Source organism: Pseudomonas chlororaphis (genome assembly GCA_001023535.1).
GTDB classification, from domain to species: domain Bacteria; phylum Pseudomonadota; class Gammaproteobacteria; order Pseudomonadales; family Pseudomonadaceae; genus Aquipseudomonas; species Aquipseudomonas chlororaphis_E.
This window is the reverse complement of the sequence record CP011020.1, coordinates 3,175,895-3,193,484: the sequence shown is the minus strand read 5'-3', so window position 1 is coordinate 3,193,484 and position 17,590 is coordinate 3,175,895. Positions and strand designations below refer to the sequence as shown.

The window sequence follows — 17,590 nt, the reverse complement described above, 5'->3', positions numbered from 1 at the left end:
AGGTCATCCTCAGTCCCGCAATTCGGTCTGGCTTTCGACAGGGTCGATCAGCACGGCTTTCTGCTGGCGCACCAGCAGGTCGAGAATTTCATCCTGGCGTTCACCCAGGATTCCCGTGAAGCTGATGCCGCTGGATTTGGTCGGCGCGAGCATGGACACGCGGTACAGCTCCACGCTCAAGGGCGAGTCGATGGACAGTGGGCCGCTGCCGTTGGCAGCCAGTTCACCACCCACCACGATCAGCGAAACCTCGGCGTCGAACGGGTCGAGCTTGATGTCGCGGTCGGTGTCGGACAGGTCCTTGATGTGGCCGTAGATCCCGGTCAGGCCGTTGGCCATGGATACGTTTTCGTAGAGGCGGATGTTCACGCTGTTACGAATCCGGATGCCGTGACGCTGGTTGCTGATCACCTTGTTGTCCCACAACAGGTTGTCGGCACTCTCGTAGAGGGTGATGCCGTCGGTGTGGTTCTTGTAGATCTCGTTGTAGGCAATGATGTTGTTGACGCTGTTACGGTCGATCACCAGGCCCGAGAGCTTGTTGTCGTAGCTGCGGTTGTTGAAGATGAAGCTGTCGTTGACCTCACGGGAAATGATGATCCCGTGCTTCTTCTTCGTCCCGTAGACCGTGTTGTCGGCGATGATCAGCCGATGGGAACGGTCGTGGGGGTCGATGCCGTAGACGATGTTGTCTTTGTAGGTGTTGCTCTTGACCACGAAGTCGCGGGTCTCGTAGCAGTAGAAGCCGTACCACATGTCCGAGAACTCGGAACCGATGATCCAGCCGGTCGGTTCCGGACGCTTGAGGACCTTGGCCATGTTCGGCGTGTACTGGGAAATACTCACCCCGTACGACTTACTGTTGGAGTAACCGAAGCTGGCCATCTTGGTATTGACGATGTAGGTCTCGGTGCCGCCCCAGGACAGCAGGAACGGACGGAATTCCTTGGGCGAGCGGAACGTGGCGGGGCCGTTGTCCTTTTCACGCCAGCCGGTGACCTTGGTGTCGCGGATGAACATCTGGCCATCGTTGACCAGGAACGAGCCGCCCTCCTGGGACAGGCGCAGTTCCTGGGTCTGTTTGTCGATTTCCAGGATGCCTTTCTGGCCGACCACGATCGGGATCTTCGCCAGGTAGACACCGGGCGAGGTCTCGATGATGTACTTGGGCACCTTCTTGGCCACGTCCTTGAGGTTCATGTAGCCGTCGTCGAGGAAGATGGCCTGGGGGATGCCGTGCTGGCGCACCACCCACTCGGCCATCTTGTTGTCGCCGCCGATGAAGTCCTTCAAGGCGTTTTCCTGCATCATCCGGCGCACGCTGACCTTGCCGGTCTTGGTCCGCACGATCTTGGCCGCGGCCGCTTCGGCGGTGAAACCCTTAAGGTCGGGCAAGGTCGGCTTGGCCAGTTCCAGCGGCGCGGTCGGCGCGCTGTTGACGGTGTAGGTCTTGGCGCGTTGCAGTTCCTTGACCACGTTGCCTGGCTTGACCGCCGGTTCAACGTTGGCGAACGCCGGCGAGCCGGCCAGCAGCATCGCTGCGACCAACAGGCTGATCGAACCTTTCATCGCCTGGCTGTTCCTGAGGTAGCGGTTCATTTCGGGCACTCCCATGGCCATTTGCATCAGAAGCGCCAGATCACGTCGACAAAGGCGCGATGCATGTACGAATCGACCTCTTTGCCGTAGGCATCGCCTGGCTTGAACACACCGCCACGGAAGCGCACCAGCGCCGATGGCTCATCGATGGACTGGCTCAACGCGGCAGGCAACAGACCTTGCTTGAAGTACTTGGTGACGACGAGGTCGACTTCCTGGCCCAGGTCCTTGTCGCCGTCACGCAGCGGCAGGGTCGAGGTGGACAGGATGGCGCCGGTGACGTCGTCGGTGTTGTTCTGCACGGCGTTGATGCCGTTGCTGCCCACCGGCTTGTTGCCGTCTACGCGCCAGAACTTGTGGTACACCAGGCTGGCGTCGTATTCGTCGCGCAACTGCCAGGAGCCGAACAGGCTGGCGCTCTGGGTGTTGGCCATTTCGCCGCGGAAGGCTTCGCCGAAACGGTGGACCCGCGAGCGCGTGCCGGTGAAGTTCGAGCGGTTGCTCTGCAGACCGTTTTGTTCGTAGTCCTCGCTGGCGCGGGCATAGGCCGCACCGACTTGCCATTGCGGGTCGAGGCGCAGGCGGATACCCAGGTCGGTGGCCCAGCCGTCGACGTCATCGCTGCGCTTGGCTTGCGCCGGGCGCGTGCCGTCGGCATTGAGCGCATTGACGGTGTCGCGGTCGCCGGTCATGCCGGTGATGCTGGCCCAGTAGTTGACGGTGTTGGTGTTGCGCCAGTTGTAGGCGTCGCTGTTGGCTTCCAGGCCCAGCCAGGTCAAGTCGCCGTTCTGGGTCTTGTCCAGGGTGTCGGTAGGCTCGCCCGGGGTCGGGTAGTCGAGGCTGCCGTTGTCATGGGTGTGGTGGGCACGGATCCCGGCCCACTGGCCTGGCATCCACTGGTAGCCGACGTCGCCATAGACGTGCAGGCGATCCTTGTCCTTGGGCGACAGTTCCTTGAGGTCGGTGCGGTACTCGCTGAAGCGTTCGGCAACGCCGAGGTTGGCCCGCAGCAACGTGGTGTCGAAGGTCCAGTTCAGGGCCTCGATATTGGTGTCGCGCCATTGGCCGTCGTCGTTGCGCAGGCGCTGGCGGCCGAACTTCAATTGCTCGCCCGGGTACGGGGTCAGGCCGCTGTAGCCAATCCAGAATTCACGCATTGCCAGGTAGCTTTTCTTGGCTTCGCGGTCGCCGCTGTCGGTCTGTTCGGTGGCGCCGTCGGATTGTTGCAGGGTGTCCGTTTCGATGATGTCGGTGGAGGTCACGGCCTGAGCCATGGCGTAGGCGCTCCAGTTACCGCTTTCACCATAGACCCAAGGGCGCAGGTCCAGGCCGATACCGTTGACGTCGCCACCGCTCTGGGTGCCGAGGTCGCGGTCGTCTTCGGACTGGCCGGTGATCTTCACTTCCAGGCCGAAGTTCTTGGTTTCAGTCAGGGCGGCCAGCGTCGGGCAGGACCAGAGCAGGGCGCATGTCAGGCCAATACCGGCCTGCACAAAAGGATTGAGCTTCAAAGGCTTCATAGTTGTTCCTCGCCGTCATCTTCTTTTAGGGCTTGCAGTTCCAGCGTATCGGGGCTCATGGCGCCCCGAATGGCCTGCTCCTGTTTTAGCAGGCGCTGGGCTTGTGCAAGTTGCTGCGGCGGTAATTGGGCTTCGAGGGTCTGGGCAAGTTCGATGGCTTGCGGGGTGTTCTGTACCTTGGCCAACTGGCTGAATACATAGGCGTTGACCGGGTTGGGCTTGGTGCCCTTGCCCTGGGAGAACAACTGGGCAATGGCGAAGTCGGCGCTGTTCTGGCCGTTGCGGGCGGCCTTGAGCAGATGGTCCAGGGCTTTTTGCGAGTACACCTGGCCCAGGTAGCCACGGCGATAGATCTGGCCGAGGTAGTAATCGGCGGCCACTTCGCGGCCCACGGCTTTCTGGAAATGTGCCTCGGCGGCCTTGGCATCGGCCGGGACCCACTTGCCTTCGTAGTACAGCTTGCCCAGCAACAGCTCGGCACGCGGCTGGTCGGCGGCGCGGCCGTTTTCCAGGTACTGCATCATCTTGTCGACGTCGCCCAGTTCAGGGAAATCGTAGAGCAACTGCGCCAGGCTGACCCAGGCAGCGGGGTAGCCGGGGGCGATGCCTTCGAGCAGCGACTGGGCGGTTTTTTCGTCGGTCTTGCCCAGGCTGGCATCGGCCAGGACCCGGGCAACACTGTCCACGCGCTGGGCGGATACGACGCCGCGGGCGTGACCGGCCTGCATCTGCTTGATCAACTCGGCCTGCTGTTCCGGCTGGCCGCGCTTCTGATAGACCGTGGCCAGTTCGACGTAGCAGATGTCGGTGGTGGCCAACGCGGCCTTGCAGACTTTCTCGACTTCGTCCAGGTGCTGGTCGTAGGTGCCCTGGGTGCGGTAGAGCAGGATCTGCGCCAGGCCCGCTTCCGGGTAGCCGGCGCTGCGCCATTGGCTGATCTGCTGCTGGGCGTTGACGTTCGGGAAACTGTGCGGGTATTGCAGGTACAGCATCGCCAGCGGGATCAGGGTGTTGCCTTCACCGTTGGCGAAGGCTTTTTTCAACAGGCCTTCGGCTTCGTGCTTTTCGGCTTCGGTGGAGCCGGGTTTGGCCACCAGCAGGCGACCCAGGCGCGCCTGGGCCCGTGGCGAGATGTCGGCGGCGGCGCGGTAGGTCGCCTCGGCTTTTCTCATCTGCTCCGGATCACGGCTGTCCACCTGAATATCGGCCAGGCCGACCTGGGCTTCGCTGTAGCCCAGGTCTGCCAACTGCTGGTAGTTCTGCTGCGCCAGCGCCGTGTCGCCGCGCTTGAGCGCTTCGTTGGCCAGGCGCTGGTCGGGCAGGCCGGCGCAGCCGGCCAGGCTGATTGCCAAGGCCAGTGCGCAGTACCCCGATCGAATGTGGGAGCGAGCTTGCTCGCGATGCAGGCCGCTCGATACATCAGACACACTGCGCTGATCCCATCGCGAGCAAGCTCGCTCCCACAGGGAATGCGGTGCGTTGTTGTTTTGTGGAGTGGTCACGGGCATATCCTCGACTTAGATACCGACAGCCATGGCTTTGTCGATCAGCCAGTTCAGGTTCGGGCCACGGTCGCTGTGGACTTCCACAGGACGGCCGGCCAGCGAGCTGTCCAGCGGCTCGTCAGGCTTGATCAGCACGCGGATGTCGGAGGAGAGGTCTTCACTTTTCAGGCTGGTGCTGCTGACGATCTTGCCGGTGCGGGTGGTGTCTTCGCCGGCCACCTGGAAGTTGACCGAGGTGCCTGGGCGCACGTCGCCGAATTGGCGATACGAGAAACGTGCCTCGACGTTGGCTTCGGTGCCGCGTGGCACCAGTTGGAAGATCACGTCGCCCTTGCTGGCGTACTGACCGTTGGCGACCAGTTGCTGGGCCACGATGCAGTCGCATGGCGAGGTCAGGGTGCCGGTCATTTGCTTGCCGAACAGTTCCTCGACCTTGGCCGGTTGCAGCTGGTTGTCGTCCAGGTGGCCCTTGAGCACGTCGAGCATGCTGGTGCTGAAGGTCGCCAGCGGAGCGCCCTTGGCGGCCACGCCGTCAGCCTTGACCAGGCTCTGCACGGTGCCGTCGCGCGGCATGGTGATGGCCATGCCGGGTACGTTCACCAGGCCCGCCTGGGCGTGGCTGACGAAGTACATGCCGTACACCGACTTGAAGATGAAGCCGAACGCGGCCAGACCGACGACGAAGATCCCGAGGCTGAAGGTCACTGCGCGCAGGCGACCGAAAGCGCTCATGCCGCCGCTTTCGTCTTTCTGCTTGCGTGCCTTGGTGAAGTTGTCGCGCTGCAAGGTCGCCAGCACGTCGCCGACACCGACGATGTCGCCGGCCAGGTGCGAGGTGATGATGTGACGCAGCGTGGCGATGTCCCGTGGCTCCAGGTTCTGGAACTGGCAACCGGTACGGCCGGTCTGGCGGTCGAAGGAGCGGATCTGCAATTCCACGTCCATGGCCAGGCCGAGGTTGTCGATCACGAACTGCAGGCGGGCCTTGTAGGTTTCACCCACCTTGAGCGGCATCTGGCCGGCGTTGAAGCAAAGGCCGCCAGCGGACAGGTCCAGGACCTTGACTTCCATTGGCGTGCGATCGGGGCCGAAGAAACGCAGCTTGGCCGGGATTTTCACTCGGGCGTGCTGGCGCTGGGCTTCGGATTCATGCACTACGTTGACGTTCACGGCGGTGTTCATAGGGGCGATTTCCTAGTTAATTCATTCAAGTCCGGTCAGACCATCGTCAGCAGCACAGCGACAAAAATGCTGCCGGCGGAGAAGGTCATGGTCCGAGACGACCAAGTGTTGAACCAACGTTGAAAGCTGGCGAGATCACGGGTCAGTGAGGTGGGCTGGCGGGTCCAGGACTGCTGGTCAAGGCGGAAGAACACATAGATCTTCACCAACGCGCCGACGATCTGGTTGTAATAGAGAATCGCCGGGTAGGCAGGGCCGATCCGGTGACCGGAGCACGACAACAGCAGCGTCAGGATCAGGCGGGTGATGCCGATCCACAGCAGGTACACCAGGATGAACGCGGTGCCGTACTTGAAGCTGGCGATCAGCGCCACGGTCAGGCCCAGCAGCGAGGTCCACATCGACACGCGCTGGTCGAACAGCACCACCGAGGTGAACAGGCCCAGGCGGCGCATGCCCAAGCCCAGGGCCCGGGAATTCTGCCGCAGGTTGTTGCCGTACCAGCGGAACATCAGCTTGCGACTGGCCTTGATGAAGCTTTTTTCCGGCGGGTGTTCAACGGTGTTGATCGCCGCATCAGGCACGTAGAAGGTGTCGTAGCCCAGGCGCATCAGGCTGAACCAGCTCGACTTGTCGTCGCCGGTCAGGAACTTGAAGCGGCCCAGTCGCCAGTGTTGCAGCGAGTCGCTCTCGACGTCGGCGATGAAGTCGGGGTTGGTCACTACCGTGGCGCGGAACACCGACATACGACCGGTCATGGTCAGCACGCGCTTGGACAGGGCCATGGAGCACATGTTGATGTGACGCTGGGCGAAACGCAGCTTGTGCCACTCGGCCATGATGTAGCCGCCGCGCACTTCGCAGAACTCGTTGGTGGTAAGGCCGCCGACGTTGCCGAACAGCTGGAACCAAGGGACGGTCTTGCGCACGACGCCTTCGGCGAGCACGGTGTCGCCATCGATCACGGCGACCACCGCGCGGTCGTCCGGCAGGTGGCGGGAGATGGCGCGGAAGCCGTAGGCCAAGCCGTCGCGCTTACCGGTGCCGGGGATGCGCACGAAGTCCAGCTTGACCCGCTCTGGCGGGTTCATGCGGGCCCAGAGGCTCTTGACCAGCAGCTCGTCGGACATTTCCACGATGGAGCAGACCACGGTGGTAGGCAGCCCACAGTCGATGGCTTCGCGAATCACCGAGCCATACACCTGGGCGGTGGTCAGCGCATCGATCCGGAAGCTGGTGACCATCAGGTACACGTGGGATGGATCGGCGGCCTTGCCCAGCTTGCGAACCTTGCGGCGCAGATGCGGGTAGACGATGTACAGGAAGATCATGCCGCGCACGAAATGCGTTGCGCCCATGGAGTAACGCCAGATGCCCACGGCGCCGATCAGGAAGATGAAGTCCTTGGATTCAGAGTCGAACGTGGACGTGGGCAACGCCAAGGCGATGCCCATCAATAAACTCAAGTAAAACAGCCAACCGGCGGCCTGAAGCAGGCCGTGCTTTAGCCTGTGCATAATCTGCATCCGTCTCTATCTCGGGCGGGCCTCGTGGGCGGCCCGATGGGTTAAGGCAGGCGAAAGGCCGGCCGGGATGTGCCCCGGCCGGCAAACAGACTTACCAGCAGATGCCTTCGGTCCGGCCACTCGGCGTGGTGGCCTTGGACATGAAGCCGACCAGGTCGATGACCTGCTTGCCTTCCGGTACGTTCTCGGTCAGCGCGCGGAACTTCTCGTCACGGTTGCCCAGGATGATGATGTCGGAGCTGTCGATGACCGAGTCGAAGTCGGAGTTGAGCAAGGACGAGACGTGAGGGATCTTCGACTCGATGTAGTCCTTGTTCGCGCCGTGGACGCGGGCGTATTCGACGTTGCTGTCGTAGATGCGCAGGTCGTAGCCCTTGCCGATCAGCATTTCCGCCAGCTCGACCAGCGGGCTTTCGCGCAGGTCGTCGGTGCCGGCCTTGAAGCTCAGGCCCAGCAGGGCGACTTTGCGTTTCTCGTGGCTGGAAACGATGTCGAAGGCGTTCTGCACCTGAGACTCGTTACTGCGCATCAGCGAGTTGAGCAATGGCGCTTCTACGTCCAGGGAGCTGGCGCGGTAGGTCAGGGCGCGAACGTCCTTGGGCAGGCAGGAGCCGCCGAAGGCGAAGCCTGGGCGCATGTAGTACTGGGACAGGTTCAGGGTCTTGTCCTGGCAGACCACGTCCATCACTTCACGGCCATCGACGCCGACTGCCTTGGCGATGTTGCCGATCTCGTTGGCGAAGGTCACCTTGGTGGCGTGCCAGACGTTGCAGGTGTACTTGATCATCTCGGCGACGGCGATGTCCTTGCGGATGATCGGCGCATCGAGTTCTTCGTACAGCGATTGCAGGACGTCGCCAGAGGCTTTGTCGAACTCACCGATCACGGTCATCGGTGGCAGGTCGTAGTCCTTGATCGCGGTGCTTTCGCGCAGGAATTCAGGGTTGACCGCGACGCCGAAGTCGACGCCGGCTTTCTTGCCGGAGCAGTCTTCCAGGATCGGGATGACAACGTTTGCGACGGTGCCCGGCAATACGGTGCTGCGGACCACGACAGTGTGGCGGGTGGTCTTGTCACGCAGCACGAAACCGATCTCGCGGCACACGGCCTCAATGTAGTTCAGTTCCAGGTCGCCGTTCTTTTTGCTCGGAGTACCGACGCAAATCATCGACAGGTCAGTATCGCGAATCGCTTCGGCGAAGTTGGTAGTACCGCGCAGTCGACCTGTTTTAATACCTTGGGCCAACAGCTCGCCAAGACCAGGTTCAACAATCGGCGATTTGCCCGCGTTGATCATGTCGATCTTGTCTTTGGCGACATCTACGCCAACTACGTCATGGCCCCGTGCAGACAGGCAACCGGCACATACTGCACCGACGTAACCCAAACCAAATATGCTAATGCGCATCGCATTTACCTCTGTTTTTCACGCCAATAAATGGCCGGAGTTAATAGTGTTCAGCGGTCATCGTGCACTCGGAAGTGTGGAATGCAGGCGCCATAATGCCGTTGTGCAGGCATACTAAGTTCCGAGTGTCTAAATAATTGCACTCAAGTTGTGCGCAAAGCGGCCTTGTTGTTATGACCTGCCCTGTTATGCAGCCAGTCCTCGTTGTCGGGAACGCTCGTGCAAAGGTGTTTCACTTCTGATCTCTGGCGAAAAGCCCACAAAATCAAAAACTTCCGTGCTCGGGTGAGCACAATGTAGGGGCGCAGCCTTGGCCTTTTTGGGGATAGTAATGTTGCGTTATCTCCCATCCTTTAAGGGTGGATCCAATTAGGCGACCGTTTCGCTAAGTTGCCGTGACAACTTGGTTACTCCGTCCGACGTTGCCTGTAAGTTATCTCCTACACGCTCGGCGATAATCGTTACCGGTGGTATGAGCCGTGCGATTTCACATAGTTCCGATCCGCTCATCGCGATTTTCGAAATTTTTCGAAATATTATCCAAGATGGCACTGCTTTCATTTTGATATCACGCGCCGTTTCGCCCTTTATAAATGGGGAGTTAGCGGGGGTGGATAGTTTTGTGCCACTACGGTAGAAAAAAATGTGTGCCACTACGCAAAAAACTGACGAGTGTCGAGTGAAACAAAAGTTAGCCTGCGGGGTGGACGATTTGTTGGCGTCATGAAGCTGACGAAGTGGGAGGGGAAGCAAGATGACAAGTACGGGGTTGATCGAGGCCCCCGATCAGGGGGCCTTATAAAGTTATGCTTTATTCCGGAGCATGGTCGCGCAGGAAAACCAGTTTGTCGGGGCTCGATTGTTGGGCGTTGAAGCGATAGCCCTGTACATCGAATTGCTTGAGGGTGGCAGGGTCGTTGATGCGTTCCTGGATCACGAAGCGACTCATCAGACCGCGGGCTTTCTTGGCGTAGAAACTGATGATCTTGTACTGGCCGTTTTTCAGATCCTTGAACTCGGTGTCGATGACGCGCGCTTTCAGGGCGCTGCGCTTGACCGCCGAGAAGTACTCGTTGGACGCCAGGTTCAACAGGACATCGTCACCTTGTTCGGCCAGGGCTTCGTTCAGCCACTCGCTGATACGCGTGCCCCAGAACGCATAAAGGTCCTTGCCCCGGGCGTTGGCCAGCTTCGTGCCCATCTCCAGCCGGTAGGGCTGCATCAGGTCCAGCGGGCGCAGCAGGCCATACAGGCCGGAGAGCATGCGCAGGTGCTGCTGGGCGTAGTCGAAGTCGGCCTCGCCGAAACTCTGGGCGTCGAGGCCGGTGTACACGTCGCCCTTGAAGGCCAGCAATGCCTGCTTGGCGTTGGCCGGGGTGAAGGCCGGCGTCCAGCTGCCGAACCGTGCGGCGTTGAGGCCACCGATCTTGTCGGAGACGTGCATCAGTTCGCTGATCTGTGCCGGCGAGAGCTCGCGCAGTTGCTCGATCAGTTCCTGGGAGTGGTCCAGGTACTGCGGCTGGGTGAAACGCTCGGTGGCCGGTGGCCTTTCATAGTCGAGGGTCTTGGCGGGGGAAATCACCATCAGCATCTAGTCGTCTCCTTCAAAGGTGCGGCGATTCTAGGGGGTTGTCCGGGTGGACTCCAGCTATAGGGGCAATAGGGGATGGGTGGTGTGATGCGAGTTGTGGTCTGGAACCCGCATGTTCTTGTGGCGAGGGAGCTTGCTCGCGCTCGGGCGCGAAGCGGTTGCCGGCATTCCTGGGGCTGCTTCACAGCCCTGCGCGAGCAAGCTCCCTCGCCACAAAAGCGGGTATGTCCAGATAAGTGGTTGGAGCCGACAAGTCGTCGCCCCAGGATCAGCTATGATGCGGCGCGGGTTTCGTTATGGAGACATCCCTTTTGCGTATCGCCTTTGTGTTATCGGCCTGGCTGTTGAGTTGCAGCGTCATCGCCGCGCCCAACGACATTGCGACCCTCGACCGCAGCACCTGGCCGGAACAGCTCACCAGCCCGACCTTGTTCGACGTGGCCTCGCGGGCCGAGATCCTGATGTTCGCCCGGGTGCTGCTGGACGTCGACGCCATGGATGAAATCGCCCTCAAGCAATACCTGGGGCTGCGTACGGTCAACATGGCCGCGGTGGACGCGCTTCGTACCCGGTTGTGGCAGCGGCTGCTGGACAACTACAACTTTGCCCAACGCAGTTGCGACCAGGATGCCTCCTTCTGTTATCTGGTCGAGAACATGGCGACGCTGCGCGAAGAGGCGCGCAGGTTCCACCTCGATGAGAGTTCGTTCTATTACAAATGGGCCGGGCCGAGCCAGGTCTTCCACACCCAGTACCGCGACGAGCTGCTGCGAAAAGCCGCGCTTTTCCCGCAAACCAGCAGCGAAATTGCGCGGTTCGGTGATTACGAGCGCAACGGCGAAGCCATGCATGACCGGCTCTTCCTGCTGACCTTCGACAGCGGCGCCAACGTGACGCCGGACAATACCCCATGGGTGACGGATTACCTGCGCAAGTCGAACATGAACGGCACCTTCTTCGTGTTGGGCAAGGATATCGAGGCGCGGCTGGCGGAGCACGCCGTCAACGGCCTACAGAGCTTGTATTCCGGGCAGTGCGTGGGGGTTCAGGGCTGGGAGTTCCGTTCCCATAGCTATTGGCAGGACTGGCAGGATTCGGTGCGGCGCAGCGTCGACCTGGTCAAGAGCAAGTTGCCGGAGAACTACGTGCCGCTGTTCCGTCCGCCCCAGGGCCAACGCCGTGGCGACGCCGAAGGGTTCTTCCGGCAACAGGGCCTGCAAGTGGCGCTGTGGGACATCGATCCCCAGGACAGCACCTTGCGGCTCAAACCCGAGCAAAGCGCCCAGCGTGCGCTGACGCTGATGCTGTTATGGCGCCATGGGGTGATCAACTTCAATGCCAAGCAGGAGGGGGTGAAGACGGCGCTGCCGTGGCTGGTGACGCAGACGGCGCAAAGCGGGATCGGTTGGGAAGACTGTCAGGAAGCGTTTCGCTGAAAACCTGGAAAAGGCCCGGAAACATTGGGCGGGGCGTAAATTGCGGCGGACATTCAGGGAAACCGGACTTCCGACTTTAACGGTGCGGGGGCGGTACGCCAAGGGTTATTCGTCACTCTGAAAAATAAACTTCAAAAAAGCGTCAAAGTGCTTTTTCCTGTCATGGTTTTTGGAGTATCAAGAAGTCAGACCGCCGAAACCTGCAACACAGGTGGCGTCTTCCAAGACCCAGATTGTGTGCAGTTCACCTGAACCCTCGCGGGTGAATTCGGTGGCTACCTCGAGGCGCAGCACTGTCACGGTATTGCGTCGAATGGCCCCCACAAAGGTGACCGAGTATGGATGACCACGGACGTAGCCCTTCCTCCAACCAGCCAATCCTGTATGTACTCGATACCAACGTATTGATTCACGATCCAAACGCGCTCCTGAACTTCGAAGAACACCACGTCGCCATCCCGATGACCGTGCTGGAGGAGCTGGACAAGCTCAAGAGCGGGCATCACAGCGTGGCCGCCGAATGCCGCCAGGCGATCCGCCTGATCGACAAGACCCTGGGCGATGCCTCCCCCGAGGACGTCGAGCTCGGCGTGCCGATCCAGCGTGGCAAGAGCGGTCCCAAGGGCCTGCTCTCGATCCTGATGAGCAAGCGCACCGAACCGAACCTGGTGCTGCCTGAACACCTGAACGACAACATCATCATCAACCAGTTGATCGACCTGCACGCGCGCAACAAGGACCAGGCCGTGGTGTTGGTCACCAAAGACATCAACATGCGCCTCAAGGCCCGCGCCTGCGGGATCGCGGCGGAGGACTACAGCACCGACCAACTGGTCGACGACGTCTCGTTGTTGCCCAATGGCTACCACACCATGACCGGCTCCTTCTGGGACCGGGTGAGCAAGGTCGAGACCCGCCAGGATCACGGTCGCACCTGGCACCAGGTGCAACTGATCGACAACCTGCCGGCGGTGCACATCAACGAATTCATCATCGACGAACAAGGATTTGTCGGCTGGATCAAGGAAATCCAGGACGACAAGCTGCTGATCCTCGACCTGCACCAGGAGCCCCTGTTGCACCAGGAGGCCTGGGGCCTCAAGCCTCGCGACATCTACCAGAGCCTGGCGCTGTTCGCCTTGCTCGACCCGGACATTCACCTGGTCAACCTGTCCGGCGCCGCCGGTTCGGGCAAGACCATCCTGGCCCTGGCCGCCGCCATCGAGCAGACCATGGTCAGCAAGCGTTACCGGCGCATCATCGCCACCCGCAGCGTGCAGGGCCTGGACCAGGAAATCGGCTTCTTGCCCGGCACCGAGGCGGAAAAAATGGAGCCTTGGCTGGGGGCCATCACCGACAACCTCGAAGCCTTGCACATGGATGACGAAAGCACCCATGGCAGCGTCGACTACATCCTCAGCAAAGTGCCGTTGCAGTTCAAATCCCTCAACTACATCCGGGGCCGCAGCTTCCAGCAAAGCCTGATCCTGATCGACGAATGCCAGAACCTCACCCCGCACCAGATGAAAACCATCATCACCCGTGCCGGTGCCGGTTCCAAAGTGGTGTGCCTGGGTAACCTGGCGCAGATCGACACCCCTTACCTGTCCGCCACCAGCTCGGGGCTGACGTACCTGACCGAACGCTTCAAGGACTTCCCCAACGGCGTCCACATCACCCTGCAAGGCGTACCGCGCTCGATCCTGGCCGAATACGCCGAATCCCACCTGTAACCCAACCAGACCGGACGGCCTCCAGGCCGCCCGGTTTTTTACGGCTGTACAAAAACCTGTGTGAGCGGGATTGCCCGCGAAAGCGCGGTGTCAGACGCCTATTGAGCAACTGACCCACAGCATTCGCGAGCCAGCCCGCTCCCAAAAAGGGGATGTGCGGTGTCTGGGGCATTACAGCGCACCCCAGGTGCGACAATCAGGCGTGCCTGAATCTGACCCACGGGTTTACAATCGACACTCCCGATCAGGAGTAACCCTGTGCTGACTCATCTCGATTCCCAAGGTCGCGCCAACATGGTCGACGTCACCGACAAAGCCGTGACGTTCCGTGAGGCCACCGCCGAAGCCTTTGTGCGCATGCTGCCCGAGACACTGCAGATGATCGTCAGTGGCGGTCATCCCAAGGGCGACGTGTTTGCCGTGGCGCGCATTGCCGGTATCCAGGCGGCGAAAAAGACCAGCGACCTGATCCCGCTCTGCCATCCCCTGATGCTGACCAGCGTCAAGGTCGAGCTCAGTGCCGAAGGGCACGAGCGGGTGCGCATCGTCGCCCGGTGCAAGTTGTCGGGCCAGACCGGGGTGGAGATGGAAGCCCTCACCGCCGCCAGCGTGGCGGCACTGACCATTTATGACATGTGTAAGGCCGTTGACCGCGGCATGACCATCGAAGGCGTGCGCGTGCTGGAGAAACTCGGCGGCAAGAGCGGTCATTTCCAGGCGGACGCCTCATGAAAATCAACGTGAAATTCTTTGCCCGTTATCGGGAAGCGCTGGGCGTGGAAGCGGTTACCGTCGACGGTGAGTTCGCCACGGTCGAGGATGTGCGCGCGTTGCTCGCCCGCCGTGACGGTGCCGACGTGCTGCGCGAACAGAACCTGATGTGCGCGCGCAACGAAGACCTGTGCCAGCTCGACGAACCCCTGGCGGACGGTGACGAAGTGGCCTTTTTCCCCACCGTGACCGGAGGCTGAACCATGGCGATTCGGGTACAGGCCGAGCCGTTCGACCCGGGGGCTGAGGTCAATGCGATGCACGCGGCCAACGTCGGCGTGGGCGCGGTGGTCAGTTTTGTCGGCTACGTGCGCGATTTCAACGACGGCCTCGATGTGTCCGGGATGTTCCTGGAGCACTACCCGGGCATGACCGAGAAGGCCCTGGGCAAGATCGCCACCGAGGCCGAGCAGCGCTGGCCGCTGCTCAAGCTGGAGGTGCTGCACCGCATCGGCGCGCTGGAGCCGGGCGAACCGATCGTGTTCGTCGCGGCCGCCAGCGCCCATCGCCAGGCGGCGTTCGACGCCTGCGCCTTTGTCATGGACTACCTCAAGACCCGCGCGCCATTCTGGAAAAAGGAAAACACCGCCGACGGCCCGCGCTGGGTCGAGGGCCGGGACAGCGATCATGCGGCGGCGGATCGCTGGAAGTCGTGAGCAGGTCCCTTTCCTTGCAGTGACTTTCAAGCGCGTTTGCGAGCAGGCGTCCTCAGCCTTGCCCCTGTCCAATTGCGAAGACGTGAAGCCAAAAAAAACGCAGCCTTGGTGGGCTGCGTTTTTTTGTTGCGGCAGGCTCAGGAGCGCTTGCGCTCGACCGGACGCAGCAGATGCGTCGGCGGCATTTCGCAACTGATCTTGCGGCCCAGCAGCGCCTCGATGGACGGCAACTGGTAGGAGTCGTCTTCCCCGGCGAAGCTGATGGACACGCCTTCGGCGCCCGCGCGGCCGGTGCGGCCGATTCGGTGCACGTAGTCGTCCGGTACTTCCGGCAGGGTGAAGTTGATCACGTGGCTGATGCCGTCGATGTGGATGCCGCGACCTGCGACATCGGTGGCCACCAGGACGCGGATCTTGCCTTCGCGAAAGCCTTCCAGCGTCTTGATGCGCTTGTGTTGCGGCACGTCACCTGACAACTGCGCGGCGTTGACGCCATCGCGCACCAGGCGTTCCTCGATGCGGCGCACTTCGTCCTTGCGATTGGCGAAGACCATCACCCGTTCCCAGCCGTTGTCGTTGACCAGGTTGTAGAGCAGCTTGTACTTGTCGGCACCGGCCACCGCATAGATGTGTTGCTCGACGTTTTCGCTGGCCACGTTCTCGGCTTCGATCTCGACGATGGCCGGGTCGGTGGTCCACTGCTTGGCCAGGTTCATCACGTCATCGGTGAAGGTGGCGGAGAACAGCAGGGTCTGGCGCTCGCTTTTCGGCGGTGTCTGGCGAATGATCTGGCGGACCTGGGGGATGAAGCCCATGTCGAGCATGCGGTCGGCTTCGTCCAGGACCATCACTTCGACCATGTCCAGGTGCACGTCGCCGCGCTGATTGAAGTCCAGCAGGCGGCCCGGGGTGGCCACCAGGATGTCGCAGTGGCGGGCTTCGAGGTGCTTGAGCTGCTTGTCGAAGTCCATGCCACCGACGAACGTCATGACGTTCAGGCCGGTGTACTTGGTCAGGTCGGCGGCGTCCTTGGCGATCTGTACCACCAGCTCGCGGGTCGGGGCGATGATCAGCGCCCGCGGTTCACCCATGTAGCGTTCCTTGGGCGGCGGGGTCTGGAGCAGTTGGGTGATGATGGAGATCAGGAACGCGGCGGTCTTGCCGGTGCCGGTCTGGGCGCGACCGATGGCGTCCTTGCCGGCGAGGGTGTAGCCCAGCACCTGCGCCTGGATGGGCGTGCAATACGGGAATCCCAGGTCCTGGATGGCATGCATCAGTTCAGGGGCCAGCTTGAAGTCATGGAAGCGGGTCTTGCCTTCCTGGGGGGCGACGACGAAATCTTCCAGCTTCCAGGCGACGACCGGCGGCTTTGGCGCCCGTTCACGGCGTGGCCGGGGGGATTCGTTGCGTGGTTTCTCCGGCGCCGGGGCGACGGGTTTGGCGGCGGATGGCGCCGCCGGCTGTTTTTTCTCCTGCGCCACAGGGGCGGTCCGGCGCGGCTGCTGCGCATCGGGACGGCTCGGGGCGGGGACAGGCGCGTTGGCGGCAGGCGCGAGCTGTTCGGCCTCGCTTTTACCGAACATCTTCTTGAGTGCTTTGAGCACGGTCATCTCATCGATTGGTTAAGGAATGTACGCCGGCCAGTGTAATGCAAGAAACGGGCGCGGCGTAGTGGGTTCGTCAACGGCCTGGCGTGACGATTTACCTCTTAGCGCAAGCGCTCGGCCAGCCAATGGCCAATGTCACGAATCTCTTTGGGTAACACTTCGTGGCCCATTGGGTATTCCTGCCATGTCACGGTGACACCATGCTGTTTCAAATACTCCTTGGCGGTGCGCCCCATCGGGTTGAGCACCACTTCGTCGTACTGCCCGTGCAGCGCCAGCACGGGAATGCGTTGCTGGCTGGCCGACAATTGCAGTTCGTCGCCGAACGTCGGGGCATATGTGGAGAGGGCGATCACGCCGCCCAACGGGCCCTGCCATTTCACGAACGCGGTGTGGTAGACCACCGCGCCGCCCTGGGAGAACCCCGCCAGGAAAATCCGCGAGGCGTCTATTCCGCCGGCTCGCTGGGTTTCGACGAGGTCGATGACCCGTTGCGCCGAGACTTCCAGTTGCTGTTCGTCGATGGCCCGCGCCGGGCTCAGCGCGCGGATGTCGTACCAACTGGGCATCGCGTAGCCCCCGTTGATCGTTACTGGCTGGGTCGGCGCCTGGGGTAGAACGAAACGCGTGGTGAGCAGGCTTTGCTGCAGCATTTCGGCCACTGGCAGGAAATCAAAGCGATCGGCGCCCAGGCCGTGGAGCCAGATAACGCACGCGTCTGCGGTGCCGCTGGGCTCGAGAATCAAGGGGTCGGTCATGGCGGTGCTCCAAATCTGTGCGGGTGCGCCCTATCAGTGCATTGTTACGGTGCGCGTCCGGTGTCTCAGTTAATTAGATGTCGCAAACTTACAACTTTTTGTCTTGACGTGTTTTACAAGGGCCAAGCGCAGCGGTCTGGTACGGGCTTTGCTATGAGGATGCCTGAGTGATGATTCTTACGCTGCGCGGTAACACTATCAGCTTGACGCGACGCATGGGATATCAGAAATCCGGTGATGGATGTTCGCCAATAGCCGCTACGGGCTTCGCGAACGTGAAGGGCTACAGCCCGTTCGG

14 protein-coding genes are annotated in these 17,590 nt (G+C 61.4%); 5 read left to right on the top strand and 9 right to left on the bottom strand.

Features of this window, described 5'->3' with window-relative positions; all coding sequences use genetic code 11:
- Positions 1–9 precede the first annotated feature (9 nt).
- The 7 genes from VM99_14155 to VM99_14125 form a co-directional block, all read right to left on the bottom strand.
- The gene (locus tag VM99_14155; GenBank protein ID AKK01758.1) at positions 10–1,599 is read right to left on the bottom strand and encodes a poly(beta-D-mannuronate) C5 epimerase; all 1,590 of its coding nucleotides are present in this window, start codon (positions 1,597–1,599) and stop codon (positions 10–12) included.
- Positions 1,600–1,625: 26 nt separating this feature from the next.
- Positions 1,626–3,110, bottom strand: coding sequence for an alginate regulatory protein (locus VM99_14150; protein ID AKK01757.1), 1,485 nt, complete (start codon positions 3,108–3,110; stop codon positions 1,626–1,628).
- A gap of 5 nt (positions 3,111–3,115) precedes the next feature.
- Complete coding sequence (locus VM99_14145; GenBank protein ID AKK01756.1) at positions 3,116–4,621, bottom strand: alginate biosynthesis protein; 1,506 nt, start codon at positions 4,619–4,621, stop codon at positions 3,116–3,118.
- A 15-nt stretch (positions 4,622–4,636) separates the two neighbouring features.
- Entirely contained in the window at positions 4,637–5,806 is a 1,170-nt protein-coding gene (locus tag VM99_14140; GenBank protein ID AKJ99155.1) for a hemolysin D, read from the bottom strand.
- 35 nt (positions 5,807–5,841) lie between these two features.
- Positions 5,842–7,332, bottom strand: coding sequence for a glycosyl transferase (locus VM99_14135; GenBank protein ID AKJ99154.1), 1,491 nt, complete (start codon positions 7,330–7,332; stop codon positions 5,842–5,844).
- Positions 7,333–7,423: 91 nt separating this feature from the next.
- Positions 7,424–8,740, bottom strand: coding sequence for a GDP-mannose dehydrogenase (locus VM99_14130; protein ID AKJ99153.1), 1,317 nt, complete (start codon positions 8,738–8,740; stop codon positions 7,424–7,426).
- Between the two features lie 811 nt (positions 8,741–9,551).
- Entirely contained in the window at positions 9,552–10,331 is a 780-nt protein-coding gene (locus tag VM99_14125) for a hypothetical protein (GenBank protein ID AKJ99152.1), read from the bottom strand.
- A 311-nt stretch (positions 10,332–10,642) separates the two neighbouring features.
- Here VM99_14125 and VM99_14120 point away from each other — a divergent pair, with 311 nt between their 5' ends.
- The 5 genes from VM99_14120 to VM99_14100 all read left to right on the top strand — a co-directional run bounded on the left by VM99_14120 (position 10,643) and on the right by VM99_14100 (position 14,927).
- A complete protein-coding gene (locus VM99_14120; protein AKJ99151.1) occupies positions 10,643–11,767 on the top strand; it encodes a polysaccharide deacetylase in 1,125 nt (374 codons plus the stop codon).
- A 338-nt stretch (positions 11,768–12,105) separates the two neighbouring features.
- A complete protein-coding gene (locus VM99_14115) occupies positions 12,106–13,500 on the top strand; it encodes an ATPase (protein ID AKJ99150.1) in 1,395 nt (464 codons plus the stop codon).
- Positions 13,501–13,758: 258 nt separating this feature from the next.
- Positions 13,759–14,232 (top strand): molybdenum cofactor biosynthesis protein MoaC, encoded by a 474-nt coding sequence (gene moaC / locus VM99_14110; GenBank protein AKJ99149.1) that lies wholly within the window; start codon positions 13,759–13,761, stop codon positions 14,230–14,232.
- Positions 14,229–14,471 (top strand): molybdenum cofactor biosynthesis protein MoaD, encoded by a 243-nt coding sequence (locus tag VM99_14105; GenBank protein AKJ99148.1) that lies wholly within the window; start codon positions 14,229–14,231, stop codon positions 14,469–14,471. The genes moaC and VM99_14105 overlap by 4 nt, the downstream gene beginning before the upstream one ends.
- Before the next feature lie 3 nt (positions 14,472–14,474).
- The gene (locus tag VM99_14100; protein ID AKJ99147.1) at positions 14,475–14,927 is read left to right on the top strand and encodes a molybdenum cofactor biosynthesis protein MoaE; all 453 of its coding nucleotides are present in this window, start codon (positions 14,475–14,477) and stop codon (positions 14,925–14,927) included.
- Positions 14,928–15,064: 137 nt separating this feature from the next.
- On the opposite strand, the gene VM99_14095 is transcribed toward VM99_14100, so the two are convergent.
- Positions 15,065–16,537 (bottom strand): ATP-dependent RNA helicase RhlB, encoded by a 1,473-nt coding sequence (locus tag VM99_14095; protein ID AKJ99146.1) that lies wholly within the window; start codon positions 16,535–16,537, stop codon positions 15,065–15,067.
- A 98-nt stretch (positions 16,538–16,635) separates the two neighbouring features.
- Entirely contained in the window at positions 16,636–17,292 is a 657-nt protein-coding gene (locus VM99_14090; protein AKJ99145.1) for a carboxylesterase, read from the bottom strand.
- Positions 17,293–17,590: the final 298 nt, after the last annotated feature.

Coding starts and splice junctions, on each gene's coding strand:
- VM99_14155 (AKK01758.1), bottom strand. CDS start 1,599: ATGAACCGCTACCTCAGGAACAGCCAGGCGATGAAAGGTTCGATCAGC.
- VM99_14140 (AKJ99155.1), bottom strand. CDS start 5,806: ATGAACACCGCCGTGAACGTCAACGTAGTGCATGAATCCGAAGCCCAG.
- VM99_14135 (AKJ99154.1), bottom strand. CDS start 7,332: ATGCAGATTATGCACAGGCTAAAGCACGGCCTGCTTCAGGCCGCCGGT.
- VM99_14130 (AKJ99153.1), bottom strand. CDS start 8,740: ATGCGCATTAGCATATTTGGTTTGGGTTACGTCGGTGCAGTATGTGCC.
- VM99_14125 (AKJ99152.1), bottom strand. CDS start 10,331: ATGCTGATGGTGATTTCCCCCGCCAAGACCCTCGACTATGAAAGGCCA.
- VM99_14115 (AKJ99150.1), top strand. CDS start 12,106: ATGGATGACCACGGACGTAGCCCTTCCTCCAACCAGCCAATCCTGTAT.
- VM99_14105 (AKJ99148.1), top strand. CDS start 14,229: ATGAAAATCAACGTGAAATTCTTTGCCCGTTATCGGGAAGCGCTGGGC.
- VM99_14100 (AKJ99147.1), top strand. CDS start 14,475: ATGGCGATTCGGGTACAGGCCGAGCCGTTCGACCCGGGGGCTGAGGTC.
- VM99_14095 (AKJ99146.1), bottom strand. CDS start 16,537: ATGACCGTGCTCAAAGCACTCAAGAAGATGTTCGGTAAAAGCGAGGCC.
- VM99_14090 (AKJ99145.1), bottom strand. CDS start 17,292: ATGACCGACCCCTTGATTCTCGAGCCCAGCGGCACCGCAGACGCGTGC.